The sequence below is a fragment of the Latilactobacillus fuchuensis genome (genome assembly GCF_900258455.1).
GTDB classification, from domain to species: domain Bacteria; phylum Bacillota; class Bacilli; order Lactobacillales; family Lactobacillaceae; genus Latilactobacillus; species Latilactobacillus fuchuensis.
In genome coordinates this window covers 34,459-51,050 of sequence record NZ_LT984417.1, presented here as the reverse complement: position 1 = coordinate 51,050, position 16,592 = coordinate 34,459, and the positions used below count along the sequence as shown (strand labels likewise).

General features: G+C 43.2%; 19 protein-coding genes. 12 read left to right on the top strand and 7 right to left on the bottom strand.

All coding sequences use genetic code 11. The features are described from left to right. Nucleotides 1–85: 85 nt before the first annotated feature. Together LFUMFP_RS00245 and queG are read left to right on the top strand one after the other, a co-directional pair. Nucleotides 86–874, top strand: coding sequence for a tyrosine-protein phosphatase (locus LFUMFP_RS00245; protein ID WP_199190543.1), 789 nt, complete (start codon nt 86–88; stop codon nt 872–874). Between the two features lie 47 nt (nt 875–921). Beyond that, complete coding sequence (gene queG / locus LFUMFP_RS00240; protein WP_056950007.1) at nt 922–2,079, top strand: tRNA epoxyqueuosine(34) reductase QueG; 1,158 nt, start codon at nt 922–924, stop codon at nt 2,077–2,079. 156 nt (nt 2,080–2,235) lie between these two features. Here queG and LFUMFP_RS00235 read toward each other — a convergent pair whose 3' ends face one another. From LFUMFP_RS00235 to LFUMFP_RS09780, 3 genes are all read right to left on the bottom strand, one after another. Further along, nucleotides 2,236–2,466, bottom strand: coding sequence for a hypothetical protein (locus LFUMFP_RS00235; RefSeq protein WP_106482801.1), 231 nt, complete (start codon nt 2,464–2,466; stop codon nt 2,236–2,238). A gap of 2 nt (nt 2,467–2,468) precedes the next feature. After that, nucleotides 2,469–2,837, bottom strand: a complete 369-nt coding sequence (locus LFUMFP_RS00230; RefSeq protein ID WP_025082766.1) for a hypothetical protein — start codon at nt 2,835–2,837, stop codon at nt 2,469–2,471. Nucleotides 2,838–3,113: 276 nt separating this feature from the next. Beyond that, nucleotides 3,114–3,287, bottom strand: a complete 174-nt coding sequence (locus LFUMFP_RS09780) for a hypothetical protein (RefSeq protein ID WP_156403266.1) — start codon at nt 3,285–3,287, stop codon at nt 3,114–3,116. A gap of 344 nt (nt 3,288–3,631) precedes the next feature. Between LFUMFP_RS09780 and LFUMFP_RS00220 the strand changes: the two genes are divergently transcribed. From LFUMFP_RS00220 to LFUMFP_RS00185, 8 genes are all read left to right on the top strand, one after another. Continuing rightward, complete coding sequence (locus LFUMFP_RS00220; protein ID WP_035438905.1) at nt 3,632–4,768, top strand: betaine/proline/choline family ABC transporter ATP-binding protein; 1,137 nt, start codon at nt 3,632–3,634, stop codon at nt 4,766–4,768. 14 nt (nt 4,769–4,782) lie between these two features. After that, on the top strand, nt 4,783–5,409 hold the full coding sequence (locus LFUMFP_RS00215; RefSeq protein WP_025082768.1) for an ABC transporter permease: 627 nt from the start codon (nt 4,783–4,785) through the stop codon (nt 5,407–5,409). 9 nt (nt 5,410–5,418) lie between these two features. After that, nucleotides 5,419–6,354 (top strand): osmoprotectant ABC transporter substrate-binding protein, encoded by a 936-nt coding sequence (locus LFUMFP_RS00210; RefSeq protein ID WP_025082769.1) that lies wholly within the window; start codon nt 5,419–5,421, stop codon nt 6,352–6,354. After that, nucleotides 6,351–7,010 (top strand): ABC transporter permease, encoded by a 660-nt coding sequence (locus LFUMFP_RS00205; protein WP_106482800.1) that lies wholly within the window; start codon nt 6,351–6,353, stop codon nt 7,008–7,010. Before LFUMFP_RS00210 ends, LFUMFP_RS00205 begins: the two co-directional genes overlap by 4 nt. Nucleotides 7,011–7,027: 17 nt before the next feature. After that, nucleotides 7,028–7,393, top strand: coding sequence for a hypothetical protein (locus LFUMFP_RS00200; RefSeq protein ID WP_025082771.1), 366 nt, complete (start codon nt 7,028–7,030; stop codon nt 7,391–7,393). 74 nt (nt 7,394–7,467) lie between these two features. After that, nucleotides 7,468–8,700, top strand: coding sequence for a DUF2075 domain-containing protein (locus LFUMFP_RS00195; protein WP_025082772.1), 1,233 nt, complete (start codon nt 7,468–7,470; stop codon nt 8,698–8,700). A gap of 83 nt (nt 8,701–8,783) precedes the next feature. Continuing rightward, nucleotides 8,784–9,635 (top strand): aldo/keto reductase, encoded by an 852-nt coding sequence (locus tag LFUMFP_RS00190; RefSeq protein WP_025082773.1) that lies wholly within the window; start codon nt 8,784–8,786, stop codon nt 9,633–9,635. Between the two features lie 392 nt (nt 9,636–10,027). After that, nucleotides 10,028–11,383 (top strand): hemolysin family protein, encoded by a 1,356-nt coding sequence (locus tag LFUMFP_RS00185; RefSeq protein WP_025082774.1) that lies wholly within the window; start codon nt 10,028–10,030, stop codon nt 11,381–11,383. 57 nt (nt 11,384–11,440) lie between these two features. Here the strand turns inward: LFUMFP_RS00185 and LFUMFP_RS00180 are convergent, their stop codons facing one another. From LFUMFP_RS00180 to LFUMFP_RS00170, 3 genes are all read right to left on the bottom strand, one after another. Next, complete coding sequence (locus LFUMFP_RS00180) at nt 11,441–12,304, bottom strand: DegV family protein (RefSeq protein ID WP_025082775.1); 864 nt, start codon at nt 12,302–12,304, stop codon at nt 11,441–11,443. 153 nt (nt 12,305–12,457) lie between these two features. After that, nucleotides 12,458–12,832, bottom strand: a complete 375-nt coding sequence (locus LFUMFP_RS00175; protein ID WP_233210600.1) for an iron-sulfur cluster biosynthesis family protein — start codon at nt 12,830–12,832, stop codon at nt 12,458–12,460. Between the two features lie 245 nt (nt 12,833–13,077). Beyond that, nucleotides 13,078–13,935 carry a hypothetical protein gene (locus LFUMFP_RS00170; protein WP_106482799.1) on the bottom strand — a complete coding sequence of 286 codons (858 nt, stop codon included), beginning with the start codon at nt 13,933–13,935 and terminating at the stop codon, nt 13,078–13,080. A gap of 107 nt (nt 13,936–14,042) precedes the next feature. On the opposite strand from LFUMFP_RS00170, the gene nrdI reads away from it, so the two are divergent. After that, nucleotides 14,043–14,507: a class Ib ribonucleoside-diphosphate reductase assembly flavoprotein NrdI gene (gene nrdI / locus LFUMFP_RS00165; RefSeq protein ID WP_106482798.1), complete on the top strand. Its 465-nt coding sequence runs from the start codon at nt 14,043–14,045 to the stop codon at nt 14,505–14,507. On the opposite strand, the gene LFUMFP_RS00160 is transcribed toward nrdI, so the two are convergent. Then, the gene (locus tag LFUMFP_RS00160; protein ID WP_035438908.1) at nt 14,504–15,172 is read right to left on the bottom strand and encodes an HAD hydrolase-like protein; all 669 of its coding nucleotides are present in this window, start codon (nt 15,170–15,172) and stop codon (nt 14,504–14,506) included. The two genes, nrdI and LFUMFP_RS00160, sit on opposite strands and share 4 nt — an antisense overlap. A gap of 398 nt (nt 15,173–15,570) precedes the next feature. Between LFUMFP_RS00160 and LFUMFP_RS00155 the strand changes: the two genes are divergently transcribed. Beyond that, on the top strand, nt 15,571–16,566 hold the full coding sequence (locus LFUMFP_RS00155; RefSeq protein WP_056950005.1) for a choloylglycine hydrolase family protein: 996 nt from the start codon (nt 15,571–15,573) through the stop codon (nt 16,564–16,566). The last annotated feature ends 26 nt before the right edge of the window (nt 16,567–16,592 follow it).

Below are 16,592 nucleotides of genomic sequence, written 5' to 3'. Positions count from 1 at the left end.
TGCATCGACAACTAATAACAAGTCTCAACCGTTAAATTAATTAATATGCTACAATATCAGTAGTTTAAAACGGGAGGGTTATCTGATGCAAAATCGAATTTTACCACTACAACAAGGGCGTAATTTTAGGGAATTAGGCGGCTACCAAACGACAGACGGTCACACACTTAAATGGCACAAATTAATTCGTTCAGCAACTTTGGCGAACTTAAACCAATCTGATTTGGACTATCTAGCCGATTACGGGCTTCAATACGATGTCGATTTTCGATCCGTTGATGAAAAAACGGCTGCACCAGATCGCTTACCACAACAAACCACTTATGAATTGTTACCCGTCTTTGCGGTTGATGAAACGGCCAATTCCGCTAGTGAAGAAGAGATGTATCAGTTATTCAGCCAAGATGCGACTACTGGGTATCAACGGATGGTTAAAGTCTACGATAATCTCATCAATCAAGAACACTCTAAAGCGGCCTACCGCCGCTTCTTCGAATTATTATTAGCCAATGATCAAGACAATAGTAGTCTCCTTTTTCATTGTTCCGCCGGTAAAGATCGCACTGGTATGGGCGCAGCCTTCTTACTGAGCGCACTCGGCGTTCCCGAAACCACGATTCAAGCTGACTATCTCTTAACGAATCAAGCTTCTGCCAATTACATTCAAGAATATTTAAACGACTTGAAACAAAAGACAAGTGACCCCGCAATCATCCAAAGCGTCCATGCGCTACTGACGGTCGATTTAGATTATTTAAACACCGCTAAAAAAGCAATTCAAGCGCAAACCGGTAGCGTTCAGAATTATTTAAAGACCGATTTAAAATTAACCGATCACGATTTGGCGGACTTGCGTCAAATTTATTTAAACTAATCAGTTCCACGTGAAACGTGATTTTTTGAAAGGAATTAATGTCGTCCATGCCAACCCTTAAAGAACAAGTCATCGCAGCCAGCCAATCGATTGGAATTAACAAGATTGGGTTTACCACTGCGGCCCCCTTTGATTACTTAGAAGCCAGCTTAAAAGAACAACAGCAAAATGACCATTCGAGTGGCTTCGAACACAAAATTTTAGAAGAACGTCTTTATCCCGAATTGATTTTCGACCAACCAAAATCAATTATCGCCATTGCCCTCGCCTATCCGACGAAAATGGCAAATAAACCGGCCCGAACAGGTGCTAAACGCGGCAGCTTTGCACGCGCTTCTTGGGGCATTGATTATCACGATATCTTGCGTGATAAAATGGCGCAATTAATCGACGCGATCAAAGACCTAGCAGCTGACGATGCCGAGGTGACGTTTAAGCCAATGGTCGACACTGGCGAACTGAGCGATGTGGCCGTTGCACAACGCGCCGGTTTAGGGTTCATCGGTTTGAACGGTTTATTGATTACCCCTGAATTCGGTTCATACGTTTATCTAGGTGAAATTATCACCAACATTCCGTTCGAACCCGACGTTCCGATGAGTAATCAATGTGGCAGTTGTACGCGCTGTATCGATTACTGTCCACCATCCGCATTGATGGGCGATGGCCGTTTGAACGCCAAACGTTGCTTGTCTTATCAGACGCAGACTAAAGGTTTCATGCCGGAAGAATATCGGCCTAAAATTCGAAGCGTGATTTATGGCTGCGATATTTGCCAACAGGTTTGTCCGTTTAATAAAGGTAAAGACTTTCATTTCCATCCTGACATGGAACCCGATCCAGAATCGGTCATGCCAGAACTCCAACCGCTCCTAACGATTGGTAATAAAGAATTCAAAGTTAAATTTGGACACCTAGCCGGTTCATGGCGCGGTAAAAAACCGTTGCAACGAAACGCCATCATCGCGTTAGCCAACGTTAAAGACCGTTCGGCTGTGCCCCAACTTTTACAATTGATTGACACCGACCCACGGCCCGTCATTCGCGGGACCGCCGCTTGGGCGATTGCCCAACTGACTCGCGATGTGACGCCCGAGTTAATCACTTTTATGCAACAAGCCGAAGCGCAGGAAATAGATCCTGAAGCCCAAGGCGAATTTCAAAACGCTTTACTCAAATTAAATGAACAACTATCTGAAAATTAGACCAAAAAGCGGCGGAAATCCTGAGATTTCCGCCGCTTTTTTAGGTTGTTTAAGTGAAAGCTTTTTTGGGCACTGAAGAATAATCGCGAATCATACAAACTACCCAAAATGCAAGCCAATAGTAAACACTCGGCTGGCTCGTTAATAAAAGAACAGCTAAGAAAATCCCCAATTCCGCGAATTATAACTTGGATAGTGCCGATAAAAAACGAGCTGGATAACTATAAGATAAACAATTGTCACCAAAACTGAGAGTCCGAAAGCGACCGTATAGAACGGCTTATTCGGATTCGTCACTTGACCGATTAACGTCCCAATCATTAGAAAAATAAAGACAACATTGTTGATCAATGCATATTTTAAGTTAAGCATTTTTAGTTTGGTCATTATCAGTCCTCCACCATCTTTTGAACTGAGAAGTAGTCGCGTAATAAACCAATAATGAACGCCGTACCACAAATTAAGACAAAGTAACGTTCAAAATCAAATAGCAATCTAATCACAACCAGCGTGCCAATGATAATGACACCCCAACTGATTTTTGACCGTTGCCAGTTTCGCGGATTGTAAATGGGATATTTGCGATAAATGACTTTCGATAACAGCCATAGATAACCGATCATTAGTGCGATTAAAGTGCCTGCTTCAAACCAGTAAAATTGATTACTCAAGCTTGAAGACTGGCGCCCAAAGGCAATCAGTAGCAGTAACAAGCAATAATTAACATTATTGATTAACGCATATTTTAAATGAGTCATCGATTATCTCGCCGCCATTCCTTGAGCCAACTCAGCATTAATAAGAACACCATGAAACCGATTATTCCCAACCAATCAGTGTAGAGACCCCTGATTAGCGCGCCAATGATTAACACCGCGCTAAGTATTAAGAGCCCCTTAAAATGAATCATAATCCAATCCAGTAGCGCATCAATGATACTAGTCATCGGAATCACCGCCTTCACTAAACCATTTTCTTATCTTGATTATACTACCATTGACCATCGCCGTATATATTTGGTATACCAATTCCAATTATTCGGTTGGTTCGTTTAATAATCTCTCGATAATTAGTCCCGCTACCAACAATGTCATTAATAGTATTAATTTATCCGAATTATTCGATAAATTCAGTTGTTGCACTAATAAGATATTTAACCCGAACCCACCAATCAAGATAAATGCCCGTTTTATTAATCGTTTTGTCACCACCCAACTAGCCCCCATTAATACACTTTATGCCCTGTCTTTCATTATGCAGAAGTTCATTAAACTTAAATAGCAAGTAATGCTTACCTAGGGGGAAGTGATGCTTTCCCCCTAGGTCGATTAAGTCCATCTTTTTATTTCCCGGGAATTATTAGTTCCTAAAAAATAAACGGCTGCCACAATTAATTCGATCTTGTTTAGTCATTCAGAATTACTCAGTGTTTTTAATTTACTTTTTGACTAGCGTTAGTTGTAAGCCTTATCCATTGACACTTGCTCATTAGCTCCTTAATATGAATATTATCAATAGATTAATATTAAGACATCTTTTTAGGAGGTTACTGATGGCCCATTATCTAGAATTTGACCATGTTTCTAAAATTTATCGCGGTGGCAATAAAGCCGTTGATGATATTAGCTTTTCGGTTGATCAGGGTGAATTTATCTGCCTGATTGGGACCTCTGGTTCCGGTAAAACAACCACGATGCGTATGATTAACCGCATGATTAATCCAACGCACGGGACAATTACACTCGACGGTCATTCACTAGCCGATACTGATCCGGTTAAACTTCGGCGCCAGATTGGCTACGTGATTCAAAACATCGGATTAATGCCCCACATGACGATTCGCGATAACATCACAATCGTCCCTAAATTATTAAAATGGCCGGAAGACAAACGCGAACAAAAAGCCAAAGAACTATTGAAACTCGTCGAGCTGCCCGAAGATTTTTTAGACCGCTATCCGAGTCAATTATCGGGGGGCCAACAACAACGGATAGGTGTCATCCGCGCTTTAGCGGCCGGCCAAGATATTATTCTAATGGATGAACCGTTTGGGGCATTGGATCCGATTACCCGTGAAGCCCTACAAGACCTTGTGAAACAACTCCAAACTAAAATGGGCAAAACGATTATCTTCGTGACCCACGACATGGACGAAGCGTTGAATCTGTCTTCGCGGATTGCGATTATGGACCACGGCAAAATTATTCAATTCGATACCCCGGCTGAAATTTTACGGCATCCCGCCAATGATTTCGTTAAAAATCTAATTGGCCACGATCGTTTACTAGAAGCTAAACCGGACGTTGAAACCGTTGGTCAAATTATGTTGACCACGCCGGTCACGATTACGCCCGATAAATCACTGGAAACGGCGATTAAATTGATGCGTGAGCGCCGGGTTGATACCTTACTAGTCGTTGATGAAGACCAACATCTCAAGGGCTTGGTCGATTTAGAAAATATTGACCATCATTATCGTGATGCGACCGCCGTTAGCGATATTATGTTGACCAAAATTAATTACGTTAACCAAACCGATCTCGTCCGCGACACCATCGAGCGTATTTTAAAACGCGGCTGGAAATACGTGCCCGTCGTTGATGATCAACAACACTTAGTCGGCATTGTCACTCGGACAGCCTTGGTGGACGTTGTCTACGATGCTGTTTGGGGCGAAATAGCTGATTAAAGGAGGTCATTCTTATGCTTAATTTTCTCAATCAAAATGGGGCTGAATTGCTGATTAAAACTTGGGAACAACTCTATATTTCAGCCATTGCTTTATGTTTAGGTGCGCTGGTCGCCGTTCCACTAGGTATCGGCCTAACCCGTTTTCCAAAGACTGCTAAAGTCGTGATTGCCATCGCCAGTATGCTCCAAACAGTCCCATCATTAGCGTTATTAGCGCTGATGATTCCACTATTCGGGATTGGTAAAGTCCCCGCGATTATCGCGCTATTCATCTATTCACTATTGCCGATTTTGCGCAATACCTACATCGGCATGAACGATGTTGATCCCGTTTTAAAAGATAGTGCTAAAGGTATGGGTATGACCCCTTTGCAATCCATCCTACAAGTTGAAGTTCCAATGGCGACCCCAGTCATTATGGCCGGTATTCGTCTATCGGCCGTTTACGTGATTGCTTGGGCGACACTAGCATCTTACATTGGCGCTGGTGGTTTAGGTGATTTCATCTTCAACGGCTTGAATCTCTTCAAACCCGATTTAATTATCGGCGGGACGATTCCCGTTACCCTTTTAGCATTAATCGTTGATTTCTTACTCGGCCGGCTTGAAAAAAAGCTGACGCCAGTGGCTATCAGATAGGAGGTCGCTATGTCTCATATTCGTAAACTAATGACAACCATAACACTGCTCGCCAGCTGCCTCTTACTCTTGAGTAGCTGCAGTTTTCCAGGGCTAGGCGGTTCCGCTAAAGATACGATTCGGATTAGTTCGCAAAGCACGACTGAATCGCAAATCTTGGCCAATATCGTTAGCCAATTAATCGCCCACGAAACGGATAATCAGGTCGAACTCGTCAACAACTTGGGTTCTTCGACCGTCACGCATGAATCCTTGATTCGCGGTGACGCCGACATCTCCGCTAGTCGGTATGCCGGGACCGAAATGACCGGGACCTTAAAATTATCCCCAACTAAGGACTCCGCCAAAGCACAACAAATTGTTAAAACTGAATTTAAGAATCGTTACCAACAAACTTGGTTCCCGACTTACGGTTTCGCGGATACTTACGCGTTCATGGTGACTCAAGCCACCGCTAAGAAATACCATCTTGAAACCGTCAGTGATCTCGGCCGGGTTGCCAACCAGTTAACCGCTGGCGTTGATTCCGTTTGGGTCAACCACGAAGGTGATGGTTATCGCGAATTTAAACAAACTTACAACTACGATTTCAAGAAAGTCGCACCAATGCAAATCGGTTTAGTTTACAGCGCTCTAGCTGCCGGTAAAATGGACGTTGTTTTAGGGTATTCAACTGATGGCCGAATTAAAAGTTACGACCTAAAAGTGCTCAAAGACGATCGCCAATTTTTCCCACCCTACGATGCTAGTTTGGTCGCCACTGATCAAATTCTAAAGGCGCATCCCGAACTAAAACCGTTATTGAACCGGTTATCCGGTCAAATTGATTTAGCAACGATGCAATCGCTCAACTACCAAGTCGATAACGATTTATTGGAACCGTCCGTCGTCGCCAAACAATTCCTGCAAAAACACGATTACTTTCAGAAAGGAGCCGCCAAATGACCAATCTGAACACTTGGCAACAACTCATTTATTATTTTGAACATAACGGTCTTTACGTCCTCAGCCAGTTTAACCGTCATTTCTTGATTTCAATTTACGGCGTCTTACTCGCGGCGATTATCGGCATTCCCCTCGGGATTCTGATTGCGCACCGTAAACGGCTAAGTGATGTTATAATTGGGGTAGCGAATGTGATTCAAACCGTCCCATCGTTAGCCATGCTGTCAATCATCATGCTGGCCATGGGGCTGGGCACTAACACCGTCATTATGACCGTGTTATTATATTCTTTACTGCCCATCATCAAGAACACCTACACCGGCATGATTAACGTCTCAGAAACGATTTTAGACTCCGGTCGTGGCATGGGCATGACCAAATGGCAACTGCTAACCATGGTCGAACTGCCACTCTCCTTATCGGTCATTATGGCTGGTATTCGAAACGCATTAGTCGTGGCGATCGGGATTACGGCGATTGGCGCCTTCGTCGGTGCTGGCGGACTTGGTGATATCATTATTCGCGGTACCAACGCGACTGACGGTGGCGCCCTAATCTTAGCGGGTGCTTTACCAACGGCTTTGATGGCGATAATCGCCGATTTAGTCTTAAGTTTTATCCAACACCGTCTCGAAGCGCCACAAGCACGTCTTTAATTTAGGAAGGTGATTTTATGAAACTCTACCAAGCGCTCACGCAAGTCACGCTAAATAACCAAATGGTCGATGATTTACCAGACTTCGCAATTAAAGCCATTCTTGAAAAACCATTAACGTTCTCACCATCGACGTTATACCACTACATCGATACCGTCTTAAAAAGCGGTTCACACCATGATGAAAATAACTTGAAATTCGTCACAGACGCGATTTATATCACGGAAAATTTCAACTTTAAAGCGACTGATTTCGAACAATACGCCCAAAGCTTCGAGGAACGGGTGACCCTCGCCCGCCAAATCGTGGCCGATTTAAATCGGCACGTTTCCGTCAATCTCGATTTAAACAAACATGAATTCCAACTTGTTTTTGTCGATTAAACCAATCGCCACCAAGAAGTCAATCCTAGGTCATTGGATTGACTTTTTAATTGCTGTTAAAGGAGTCCTTACCCGTGCCAAACGCACAACGTCAAAATAGCGCCCTCTATAAACTGAATCTCACGACTTATCAATTAACCAATGAACAATCGCAATTAAAAACGCAGATTCGCCAATTTTGTGAAGCGCATATCACTGATCAACACGCCACATTTTTAATCCAAGGGGCGGCCGGTACTGGCAAAAGTGTGATTCTCAGTAGTGTCTTCGCTGAACTACAAACACTCGCCCGCCAGACACCGGATTCACCACTCTTTCACACCGATAACCGCCTATTGGTCAACCATCCAGAAATGTTGAAACTCTATCAACAAGGCACTGCCGATTCAGCGGTGCTCTTCAAAAAAGACTTTCAACGGCCGACAACCTTCATTAACCAAGCGCTTAAAACTGAGACAGTTGCTGATATTGTCTTAGTCGATGAAGCTCATTTATTATTGACCCGCAGTGATCCTTACAATCATTTCAATCAAACCAATCAACTGGATGAAATTATCAATCATAGCCGAATTACCATTCTGATTTTCGATGAACAACAAGTGCTAAAGGTCAAAAGTTTCTGGTCAGATCAGCAGCTACAACAACACTTACTAGCCGGCCCGACCCAAACCGCACAATTGACCCATCAATTTAGAATGCAGACCGATTTAGCCGTCACCGATTGGATTAGTGCGTTACACAATCGACACCTCCAACCACTCCCCAACCCCACCGACTTTGATTTTCGCATTTTTGCGGACGCCAACGAACTGTACCACCAGATTCGGTTTAGAAATCAGACCAGCGGACTCGCTCGGATGTTAGCGACCTATGATTTCCCGGCCACTTTGAATGACGGCCATGACCATTTCGTTTCAACACCGACTTTCAAACTGCGCTGGGATCGTTATCAACCAACCGCCAAAACTTATTGGGCAGAACGCGAAGATAGTCTGGATGAAGTCGGTTCGGTTTATACGATTCAAGGTTTTGATTTGAACTATGCCGGGGTCATCTTAGGCCCTTCGGTTGGTTACGACGCGCAAACCGATCGACTAATTATTCGGCCTGAGTATTACGAAGATCAAGCCGCCTTTGCGGGTGCGACGAAATTACCCCATCCCAACCAAGCAAAATGCCAGATTATCTTAAATAGTATTTACGTCCTATTAAGTCGGGCACGCAACGGTTTATACCTGTACGCTGTCGACCCCGCATTACAAAATCGACTTTTAACGTTACAATCTTCAGAATTTCCTGGGAAATAATCGTGAGTTCAATCACTTTCCAATAATAAGTGAAACAGTTAAACTATTAGAAGTAATCAATTCATTCAAAAGGAGTCTTTCTCATGACACACTTAACAGATACTTATACCTTGAACAACGGCCTGACAATCCCCAAGCTTGGTTTTGGCACTTGGCAAACCCCAGATGGCGCAACTGCCGTTCAGGCCGTTAAAGACGCGCTGACGACCGGCTATCGACATATCGATACGGCCCAAGCTTACGGCAATGAAGCCAGCGTCGGTCAAGCCATCCAAGAAAGTGGCGTTGCGCGTTCAGATCTATTTCTGACCACAAAAATTTGGAATGCTAATCACAGCTATGAACTAGTCATGAGCTCATTTGCAGAATCACTTCAAAAACTACAAACGGACTATGTCGACTTACTATTGATTCACTGGCCCAATCCAATTGACTTCCGTGACAACTGGCAAGCTGCGAATGCCGAAACTTGGCGGGCGATGGAAACACTTTATCGCGCCGGCAAAGCCAAAGCCATCGGGGTCAGCAACTTCCAACCGCAACACTTAGAAGAACTCGCCAAAACGGCTGAAATTCAACCGATGGTCAATCAAATTTTCTTAGCACCTGGTGAATTACAACCCGCCGTAGTCAGCTACTCACAAGACCACAACATGCTACTTGAAGCTTACAGCCCCCTTGGTACCGGTAAAATCTTCAAAGTTTCTGCCATGCAACAATTAGCTGACAAATATGGCCGTTCAATTCCACAAATTGCACTCCGTTGGTCCTTACAACACGGCTTCTTACCACTCCCCAAATCGGTGCATGCTGAATACATTCAACAAAACACCGAAGTCTTCGATTTCGAATTAACCAACGAAGACATGGCCTTAATTGACGCATTAGACGGCGTCGTCGGGAAGGCTCAAGATCCAGATGTAGCCACTTTCTAAGAGTGCTTTGAGTGATGAATAACAACTGAGCATTAACAAAAAATACCAATTATCTTGATTTGAAGATAATTGGTATTTTAGGTTAAGCGGAAGTTGTTCTCACCCAAATGCACGTTTCAAAATAAGTAAGGGCTGGATCAGCCGATTAACGTCTAAAAATCGCCAGCCAGAACCGATGACCTAAAACCCCGTTTTCTTGCCAAACTCGTCTAACGCATTAACCACCTAGGTTATTTAGTTTAGATATTTAACAATTTGGTTTACCTAACCTTTGAATTATGGTATTTTCATTATGACACGTTATAAAATCAGACTTATGGCCGACGTTATTTACCGTTGAGAGTCTGAAAATGGTAGAATAGAATTAGTTATTAAAGAAATGGGGAATTATATTGTCAAGTGGTCAGATATTTTCCAATCTGTTCATTATGCTCGTCACCTTCTTTTTTGCCGCCTTCTTCGTGGCCGCCGAATTTGCACTCGTTCAAACTCGGCCTAGTGCCCTAGAAGACGCCATTAATTCAGGTAACGGCAGTCCTAAAAAATTAGGTCTCGCCCTTAAAATGACTCAAAACTTGAATGAGTATTTATCAACCACTCAAGTTGGGGTCAGTGTTGCCGGGATTATTTTAGGTTGGATTGGTGAATCAACGGTTGAAACCATTCTGGTTGATTTATTAGGGTTAACGCATTTAGTCTCGAACGGTAGCCTGCACATCATTGGCGCAATCGCCGGGGTCTTAGTTTTAACTTATTTAGAAGTGGTTTTCACTGAAATTGTGCCTAAGAATATCAGTATCGATATTCCAATGGAAATGTTGATGGCCGTTGCACGACCGCTTCATTACTGTCACCTGCTGTTTTATCCCTTCGTCTGGTTACTCAACATCTCTGCAACCGGCGTTGTGAAGTTAATCGGTTTTGCACCCGCCGATGAAGGTGGCGATGTCCTTTCTCAAGCCGAAATTATTAGTCTCTCTAAAAATGCCGTGACCGGTGGCGAATTAGATCGCAACGATTTAGTTTATATGCAACGGGCCTTCGATTTTAACGATCGGATCGCCAAAGACGTGATGGTCGATCGGACCAGTCTGTATGTCGTTGATATCACCGACACGGTTAAAGATGTTTTAAAAGATTATTTACAACAAGGTTTCAGTCGCTTCCCAGTCGTTGCTGAAAATGATAAGGATAAGATTCTCGGTTACGTGTACGCTTACGATTTAGTGCGCCAATCACAGGTCGATGATTCAATCCGCGTTAGCAAATTGCTCCGTTCAATCATTTCAGTGCCCGAAGCCACACCAATTCACAGTTTATTAAATCAAATGATTAAGAAACAAACCCCAATCGTCGTCGTCGTTGATGAATACGGTGGGACGAGTGGGATTGTCACTGATAAAGATATTTACGAAGAATTATTCGGGACGGTTAAAGATGAAATTGATGATGTTTCCGATGAATACATCATCAAAGAAGGCGACAATCATTACCGCGTTAGTGGTAAAACAACCTTGTATGATTTTGACCGTTTCTTTAAGACTAAAATCGACACGTTTGAAGCTTCAGATAGCGTCACCGTTGCCGGTTACGTTTTAGAAAATTTTGATCATCTGCAACAGGATAAGGTGATTCAAGTTGACCAATTTGATTTAAAAGTCGCTGAATTCAACCGCGGCTACATCGATTGGTTTGAAGTCACACCACGACCAGTTGAACTTGACGACTCATCAGAAACAACTGACTAATCACACAACAAAAAACGGCATCACCACTATTAATGGTGACGCCATTTTTTGTTTGTACTAAATGGTTAAATAATCTCGACTCCAGATAACGCCCATAACTTTTTCACCGGTATGCACGCCGACCACCGGACCGATATGACTGGCTTCAACCGGAATTTCGGGGAACTCGGCCTGCAAAGTCGCCACCCATTCGGCACTTTCTTCCGGATTATTGCCATCGACAACGCACGCCCGAATTGGATAATCCACGTCAGCAATCGCTGCTTTGAAATCCGCCAATACTTTTTGGAAAGCCCGTTTTTTAGTCCGTTCCTTGGTCAACGCCACGATCTGGCCCTGGTCATTAAAACTGAGAATCGGTTTAATCCGCAACAGATTACCGACAAACGCGGCACTGTTTGAAATCCGTCCCGTCCGCAATAAATGACTTAAATCGTCGACAACAAAATAAACGCCAACCGTCTGGCGCATCGCTTCTAATTTAGGGATAATTGTTGCGGCGTGTTCGCCTTGCGCTACTAATCGAGCTGCGGTTAAGACTAAGTAAGCTTCGCCCGCGCTCGTGACTTTAGAATCGAACGGGTAGATTTTAAGCCCCTCAATCGTTTGCGAATAGGCCTGTAAATTATTGATAAAACTCGTAATCCCACTGGAAAGGTGGATACAAATCACTTCATCAAAACCCTGGTCAATCAATTGGTCAAACACCTGTTGCATTTGGCCCATCGTAATCTGTGAAGTCGTTGGTAATTTATCCGTTTCACGCATCTTGGTATAAAATTCTTCTGCAGTAATTTCAATATTTTCTAAATAAACTTGTTGGTCAAAAATAACGGTAATCGGCACCACAATCACGTGATTCGCCTTGGCAACCGCTGGCTCTAAATAAGCAGCACTATCTGTAACAATCGCTGTCTTCATGTCATACTCCTTCATGGCACACCACTTTTGGTTATTATCCCACCTTACAACCAAAATAACAAACTTGACTTATCTCGTCATTTTCGCCCACCTAAAAAGCCACACTCATCTTGAATCTACGACGAGTGTGGCTTATGTTCAATTAAAGCAAATTTATTTAGCGAGTGCTGCAGGATCTAAAACGACGATTTGAACGCGATCATCTACTGCCCCACCGTTATTCTTTAAAGCGAGAATTTGATTTCTAGGGTTTAATGATAAGACTTCATGGCCGTCAAAATAAGTGTCTGAATAGCCTTTATAATAGACAGGGCCTAATTCTGAATCGAAATGGGCTTGATAATCCTTCAATTCAATATTCTCAGGCACGATTAACAAGCGGAAGTTCGTGTCTAAAGTACAATAACCAACCTTTGAAAGTTCACCGACCCCATCATCTAAATCCAACAATAATTTTTGGTCTGCTGTCAATTGCTTTTGAATCTTTTGCAAAGCTTCTGGTTCAATCTTTAATAACACTGCAATCATCCCTTTCAACTATTCAGTTTACACCAATTTAGATTTTACACAATCTATTTGCTCATCCGTTTGCGTTTTGTTGAACAATCGGTTGTTATCTATCTCACAAAAAACGATAAGTAATTGATACCGTGCTTTTGAGTTGCAACAACCTCCGCTTAACCAAAAATCCGCCAATTATCTTAAACTCAAGATAACTGGCGGATTTTCTGTTAATGCTCAGTTGCTACCCGCAACTCAACACACTTACTTCATTAACCTCTTTGTGGCATTAATTTGGCGAGCAGCCAAACAATGGCACCCGCCACTAAACCAATCAGACTGAATTGACTGGCCACGGCTAAAACGCCTAATCCATAATTCGTCACAATTTGGCTGAAGTTGCCAGCCCGTTGCGCGACCGCTGCAATCAAACCACTATATTTAACGATTGCGGTCAGTAACCATAGTAATAAACCGGCCCAAGCAAAAGCGGCCCCTAGGCTCCCAAAGACAATCTTAAAATGCTGACTAATCGCAAATTGGACTATAATTAAGACAATTCCCATGATAATCGCAACCCACATCATGATTGAAACCACCATTTTGACCGTCTTCATTTCAGAGGCTAGTGGCGTTAAATAAGGCGTTTGAATTTCAGTCTCTAAATACGTTTTGACAGGGGCTTGAACTGCAGCGACAGCCGTCGTCACCAACGATTTCAGTAAACCACTACCTGGAATCGCTGTCGTTAAATGACCCGCCATTTGGCTAATCACTTGATCGGTATCTAGCGGATTAGCCTTGCCGGCGTAGATATTCGTAACGGTCGTTTTTAAATCCGTTTGAACGTTACTTTCAGTTAACATTTTAACTTGAACACTCTGCGGTAACCCGTTTTTTTGCGCGGCATCCAACAACATCACGTTGATTTCATTGGTGACGGTCGTCAATGTCTCTGGCTTTTGAAGTTGTTCTTGCGTGAACGATTCTTTCAAGACGGTTTGATTCAAAATCAGGCCACCAACCCCAAAGAAAACACATAGGAAGATTAAAAAGGTTAAGCCGCGACTCAGACCGCGATTGGGGCGTTTAACCGTTTGTGCTGCTTGTACTCGACTAATTGGTTCCATTATAAACATCCTTTCTATCGTGGTGCATTCAAAACAATAACACTATGATTTAGCTAAATTAAATGCTAAAGTGAAGTTATTCAGACTAACTGGAGGACTTTCAAATTATGACGAATCTATCGATTTTATATATTTCAATCGCTGGTAATACCGGCTCATTTGTCAACGACTTACAAGAATACGCTACTGAGCAACACCAGATTAATCCGGCGCGTCCAACGATTACATTAACCGAAATCTCAGATGCCACACCCCTCAAAGCCGAAACGGACCCTTTTTACGCCTTTGTCCCAACTTATTTGGACGGCGGCAACGGTATCGATAACGGTGTTAAAGAATTAATGACCAACAGTCTCGGCGAATACATCGACTACGCTGATAATGCCAGCTTATGTCGTGGCGTTGTCGGGAGTGGCAATCGTAATTTCAACGAACAATATTGTCTGACCGCTAAACGGTATGGCCAACAGTTTGAAGCCCCATTCTTAGCTGACTATGAGCTTCGTGGCACGTCTAAAGACGTCGCGCGAGTCTATACATTACTGGTCGCTAATTTACATCAGAGCCATTAAAACTGCAAGGCTTTCGGTAAAACGGTCACTAAATCAGTCGGTTGCGCGACAATTGCTAGCGCACCGGCTTTTTTGAGTTCCGCGGTGCTGCCGTAACCGTAACTGACTCCGACGGCTGGTATTTGGTTAGCTTTTGCGCCTAAAATATCATTTTGGCGATCGCCGACCATCACTAAGGATTCCGATTGGGCCGATAAGCCCATTGTATTGAGCGCATAAGTAATCACGTCCGCTTTTTTAACCCGGGTCGTTTCATCGACACTTGCTCCATAAACACCACTAAAATACGGTGTCAGTTCAAGATGGGCAATGATTTTTTTCGCAAACGGTTCCGGTTTCGACGTTGCGATTGCGAGTTGATAATCCTGCGCTTGCAAATCAGCCAAAGTTTGAATCATCCCCGGATAAAGTTCGTTTTGGTATAAGCCGGTTGGTTCATAATAAGCTTGGAAAGTTTTGATTGCGTGTTGCGTCGCCACTTCATCCAACCCAAAAGTCGCCATAATCGTTTCGTTTAACGGTGGACCGATGAACTTCAATAACGCAGCCGTCGTTTGTGTTGGCAACGCTAATTCTTCAATCATGTATTCCAAAGAATTCAAAATACCGGTTTGCGAATCCGCAATGGTACCGTCTAAATCAAATAAAATGGTGCCTTTTGTCATCATACCAACCTCATTTTCTTTATGCAGTAACCCTATTCTAGCACATTCTAGAATCCTTAAACTTTCCTTATCCTTTTTTTCATAAATCTATAAAGTTCTGTTCACACAATCTTCACAAATTCCCATTATAGTAATGAGTATAGAAAAGCGATACTTTTCTATTTCATACTACTTAACTTTTTCATTTTACTCCTCCAAAGTAAAATAACGGTGAGGTCAAACTTACCGCACAGGCTGTTCCCCCAAAACAGACCTGTGAAACCCTTACTCCTTTTTAGATCTTCGGATCTACAAAAAAGTCGGTCCCCCCAAGACCGGCTTTTTTGTTGCATATTTTTGTGTCAACCGCTTTCATTTATGCTAAAATAAGTTATTCATTACTTAAGGGAGTTGACATTATGTGTACGAGCTTAACCTATTCCACCGTTGATGGGCACCATTTTTTGGCCAGAACCATGGATTTTTCATTAGAATTAGACGCCAATCCACTATTTTTACCCCGCCATTTTAAATGGTATCCGATTTTATCTCAACCGGCCCAAATTACCAAGTACGCCATTATGGGGGCCGGTGGTCAATTTAGTCCGACTCAATACTTAGTCGCTGACGGTTTTAATGAGCACGGTTTAGCCTGCGCCGAACTCTTTTTCGCCGGGGCTGCCGTCTACGAACCGAATCAAATAGCTGGTAAATTAAATTTAGTTGCTGAAGAATTTACCACTTGGGCCCTAGGTTATCACCAAAATCTAGCGGATCTCGCGCAAGATTTAGCCAATGTTGTCATCATTGATAGCGATCAAGGCGAATTAAAAGCCAATCAACCGCTACACTGGATTTTTACCGACAAAACGGGCGAGACCATGATTATTGAACCTGAAGGTCACGGTCTGCACTTAATCAACGATCCCGTTGGTGTCATGACCAATACGCCCAATCTAGATTGGCACTTAAAAAATTTGAATAATTATTTAAATCTACAACCGATGCCGTTTCCCGAACGACAATATTCACACTATACCGCACACGCTTTTAGCCAAGGGACTGGTACTCAAGCACTCCCCGGCGGTTACACACCACCACAACGCTTTGTTCGGGCGGCTTATAGCCGACAAACGATGCCACAGGCGCAAACTGCCGCAGATGGCGTCAATGCCCTATTGCATATGCTAGACAACGTGACGATTCCCAAAGGCGCTAATTTAGAGTCGGACGGTCAGACCGATTACACGCAATACCAAGGCATCCTGAGCCTTGATGAACGGGCCTACTATTTCGTCAATTACACGAATCGGACGGTTTATCGGACAACGATGACAGACGAACTCATTCAACAACAAACTACACCAGTCATCTACCCCGCTCAAAGTCAGCAACAATCAGTCCCACTAAATTAAAAACAAACGGCACAATCCCAATTGAG

Coding starts and splice junctions, on each gene's coding strand:
- LFUMFP_RS00235 (WP_106482801.1), bottom strand. CDS start 2,466: ATGACCAAACTAAAAATGCTTAACTTAAAATATGCATTGATCAACAAT.
- LFUMFP_RS00215 (WP_025082768.1), top strand. CDS start 4,783: ATGCTTAATTTTCTCAATCAAAATGGGGCTGAATTGCTGATTAAAACT.
- LFUMFP_RS00220 (WP_035438905.1), top strand. CDS start 3,632: ATGGCCCATTATCTAGAATTTGACCATGTTTCTAAAATTTATCGCGGT.
- LFUMFP_RS00245 (WP_199190543.1), top strand. CDS start 86: ATGCAAAATCGAATTTTACCACTACAACAAGGGCGTAATTTTAGGGAA.
- LFUMFP_RS00190 (WP_025082773.1), top strand. CDS start 8,784: ATGACACACTTAACAGATACTTATACCTTGAACAACGGCCTGACAATC.
- LFUMFP_RS00175 (WP_233210600.1), bottom strand. CDS start 12,832: ATGATTGCAGTGTTATTAAAGATTGAACCAGAAGCTTTGCAAAAGATT.
- LFUMFP_RS00205 (WP_106482800.1), top strand. CDS start 6,351: ATGACCAATCTGAACACTTGGCAACAACTCATTTATTATTTTGAACAT.
- LFUMFP_RS00160 (WP_035438908.1), bottom strand. CDS start 15,172: ATGACAAAAGGCACCATTTTATTTGATTTAGACGGTACCATTGCGGAT.
- LFUMFP_RS00170 (WP_106482799.1), bottom strand. CDS start 13,935: ATGGAACCAATTAGTCGAGTACAAGCAGCACAAACGGTTAAACGCCCC.
- LFUMFP_RS00210 (WP_025082769.1), top strand. CDS start 5,419: ATGTCTCATATTCGTAAACTAATGACAACCATAACACTGCTCGCCAGC.
- nrdI (WP_106482798.1), top strand. CDS start 14,043: ATGACGAATCTATCGATTTTATATATTTCAATCGCTGGTAATACCGGC.
- LFUMFP_RS00200 (WP_025082771.1), top strand. CDS start 7,028: ATGAAACTCTACCAAGCGCTCACGCAAGTCACGCTAAATAACCAAATG.
- LFUMFP_RS00180 (WP_025082775.1), bottom strand. CDS start 12,304: ATGAAGACAGCGATTGTTACAGATAGTGCTGCTTATTTAGAGCCAGCG.
- queG (WP_056950007.1), top strand. CDS start 922: ATGCCAACCCTTAAAGAACAAGTCATCGCAGCCAGCCAATCGATTGGA.
- LFUMFP_RS00155 (WP_056950005.1), top strand. CDS start 15,571: ATGTGTACGAGCTTAACCTATTCCACCGTTGATGGGCACCATTTTTTG.
- LFUMFP_RS00230 (WP_025082766.1), bottom strand. CDS start 2,837: ATGACTCATTTAAAATATGCGTTAATCAATAATGTTAATTATTGCTTG.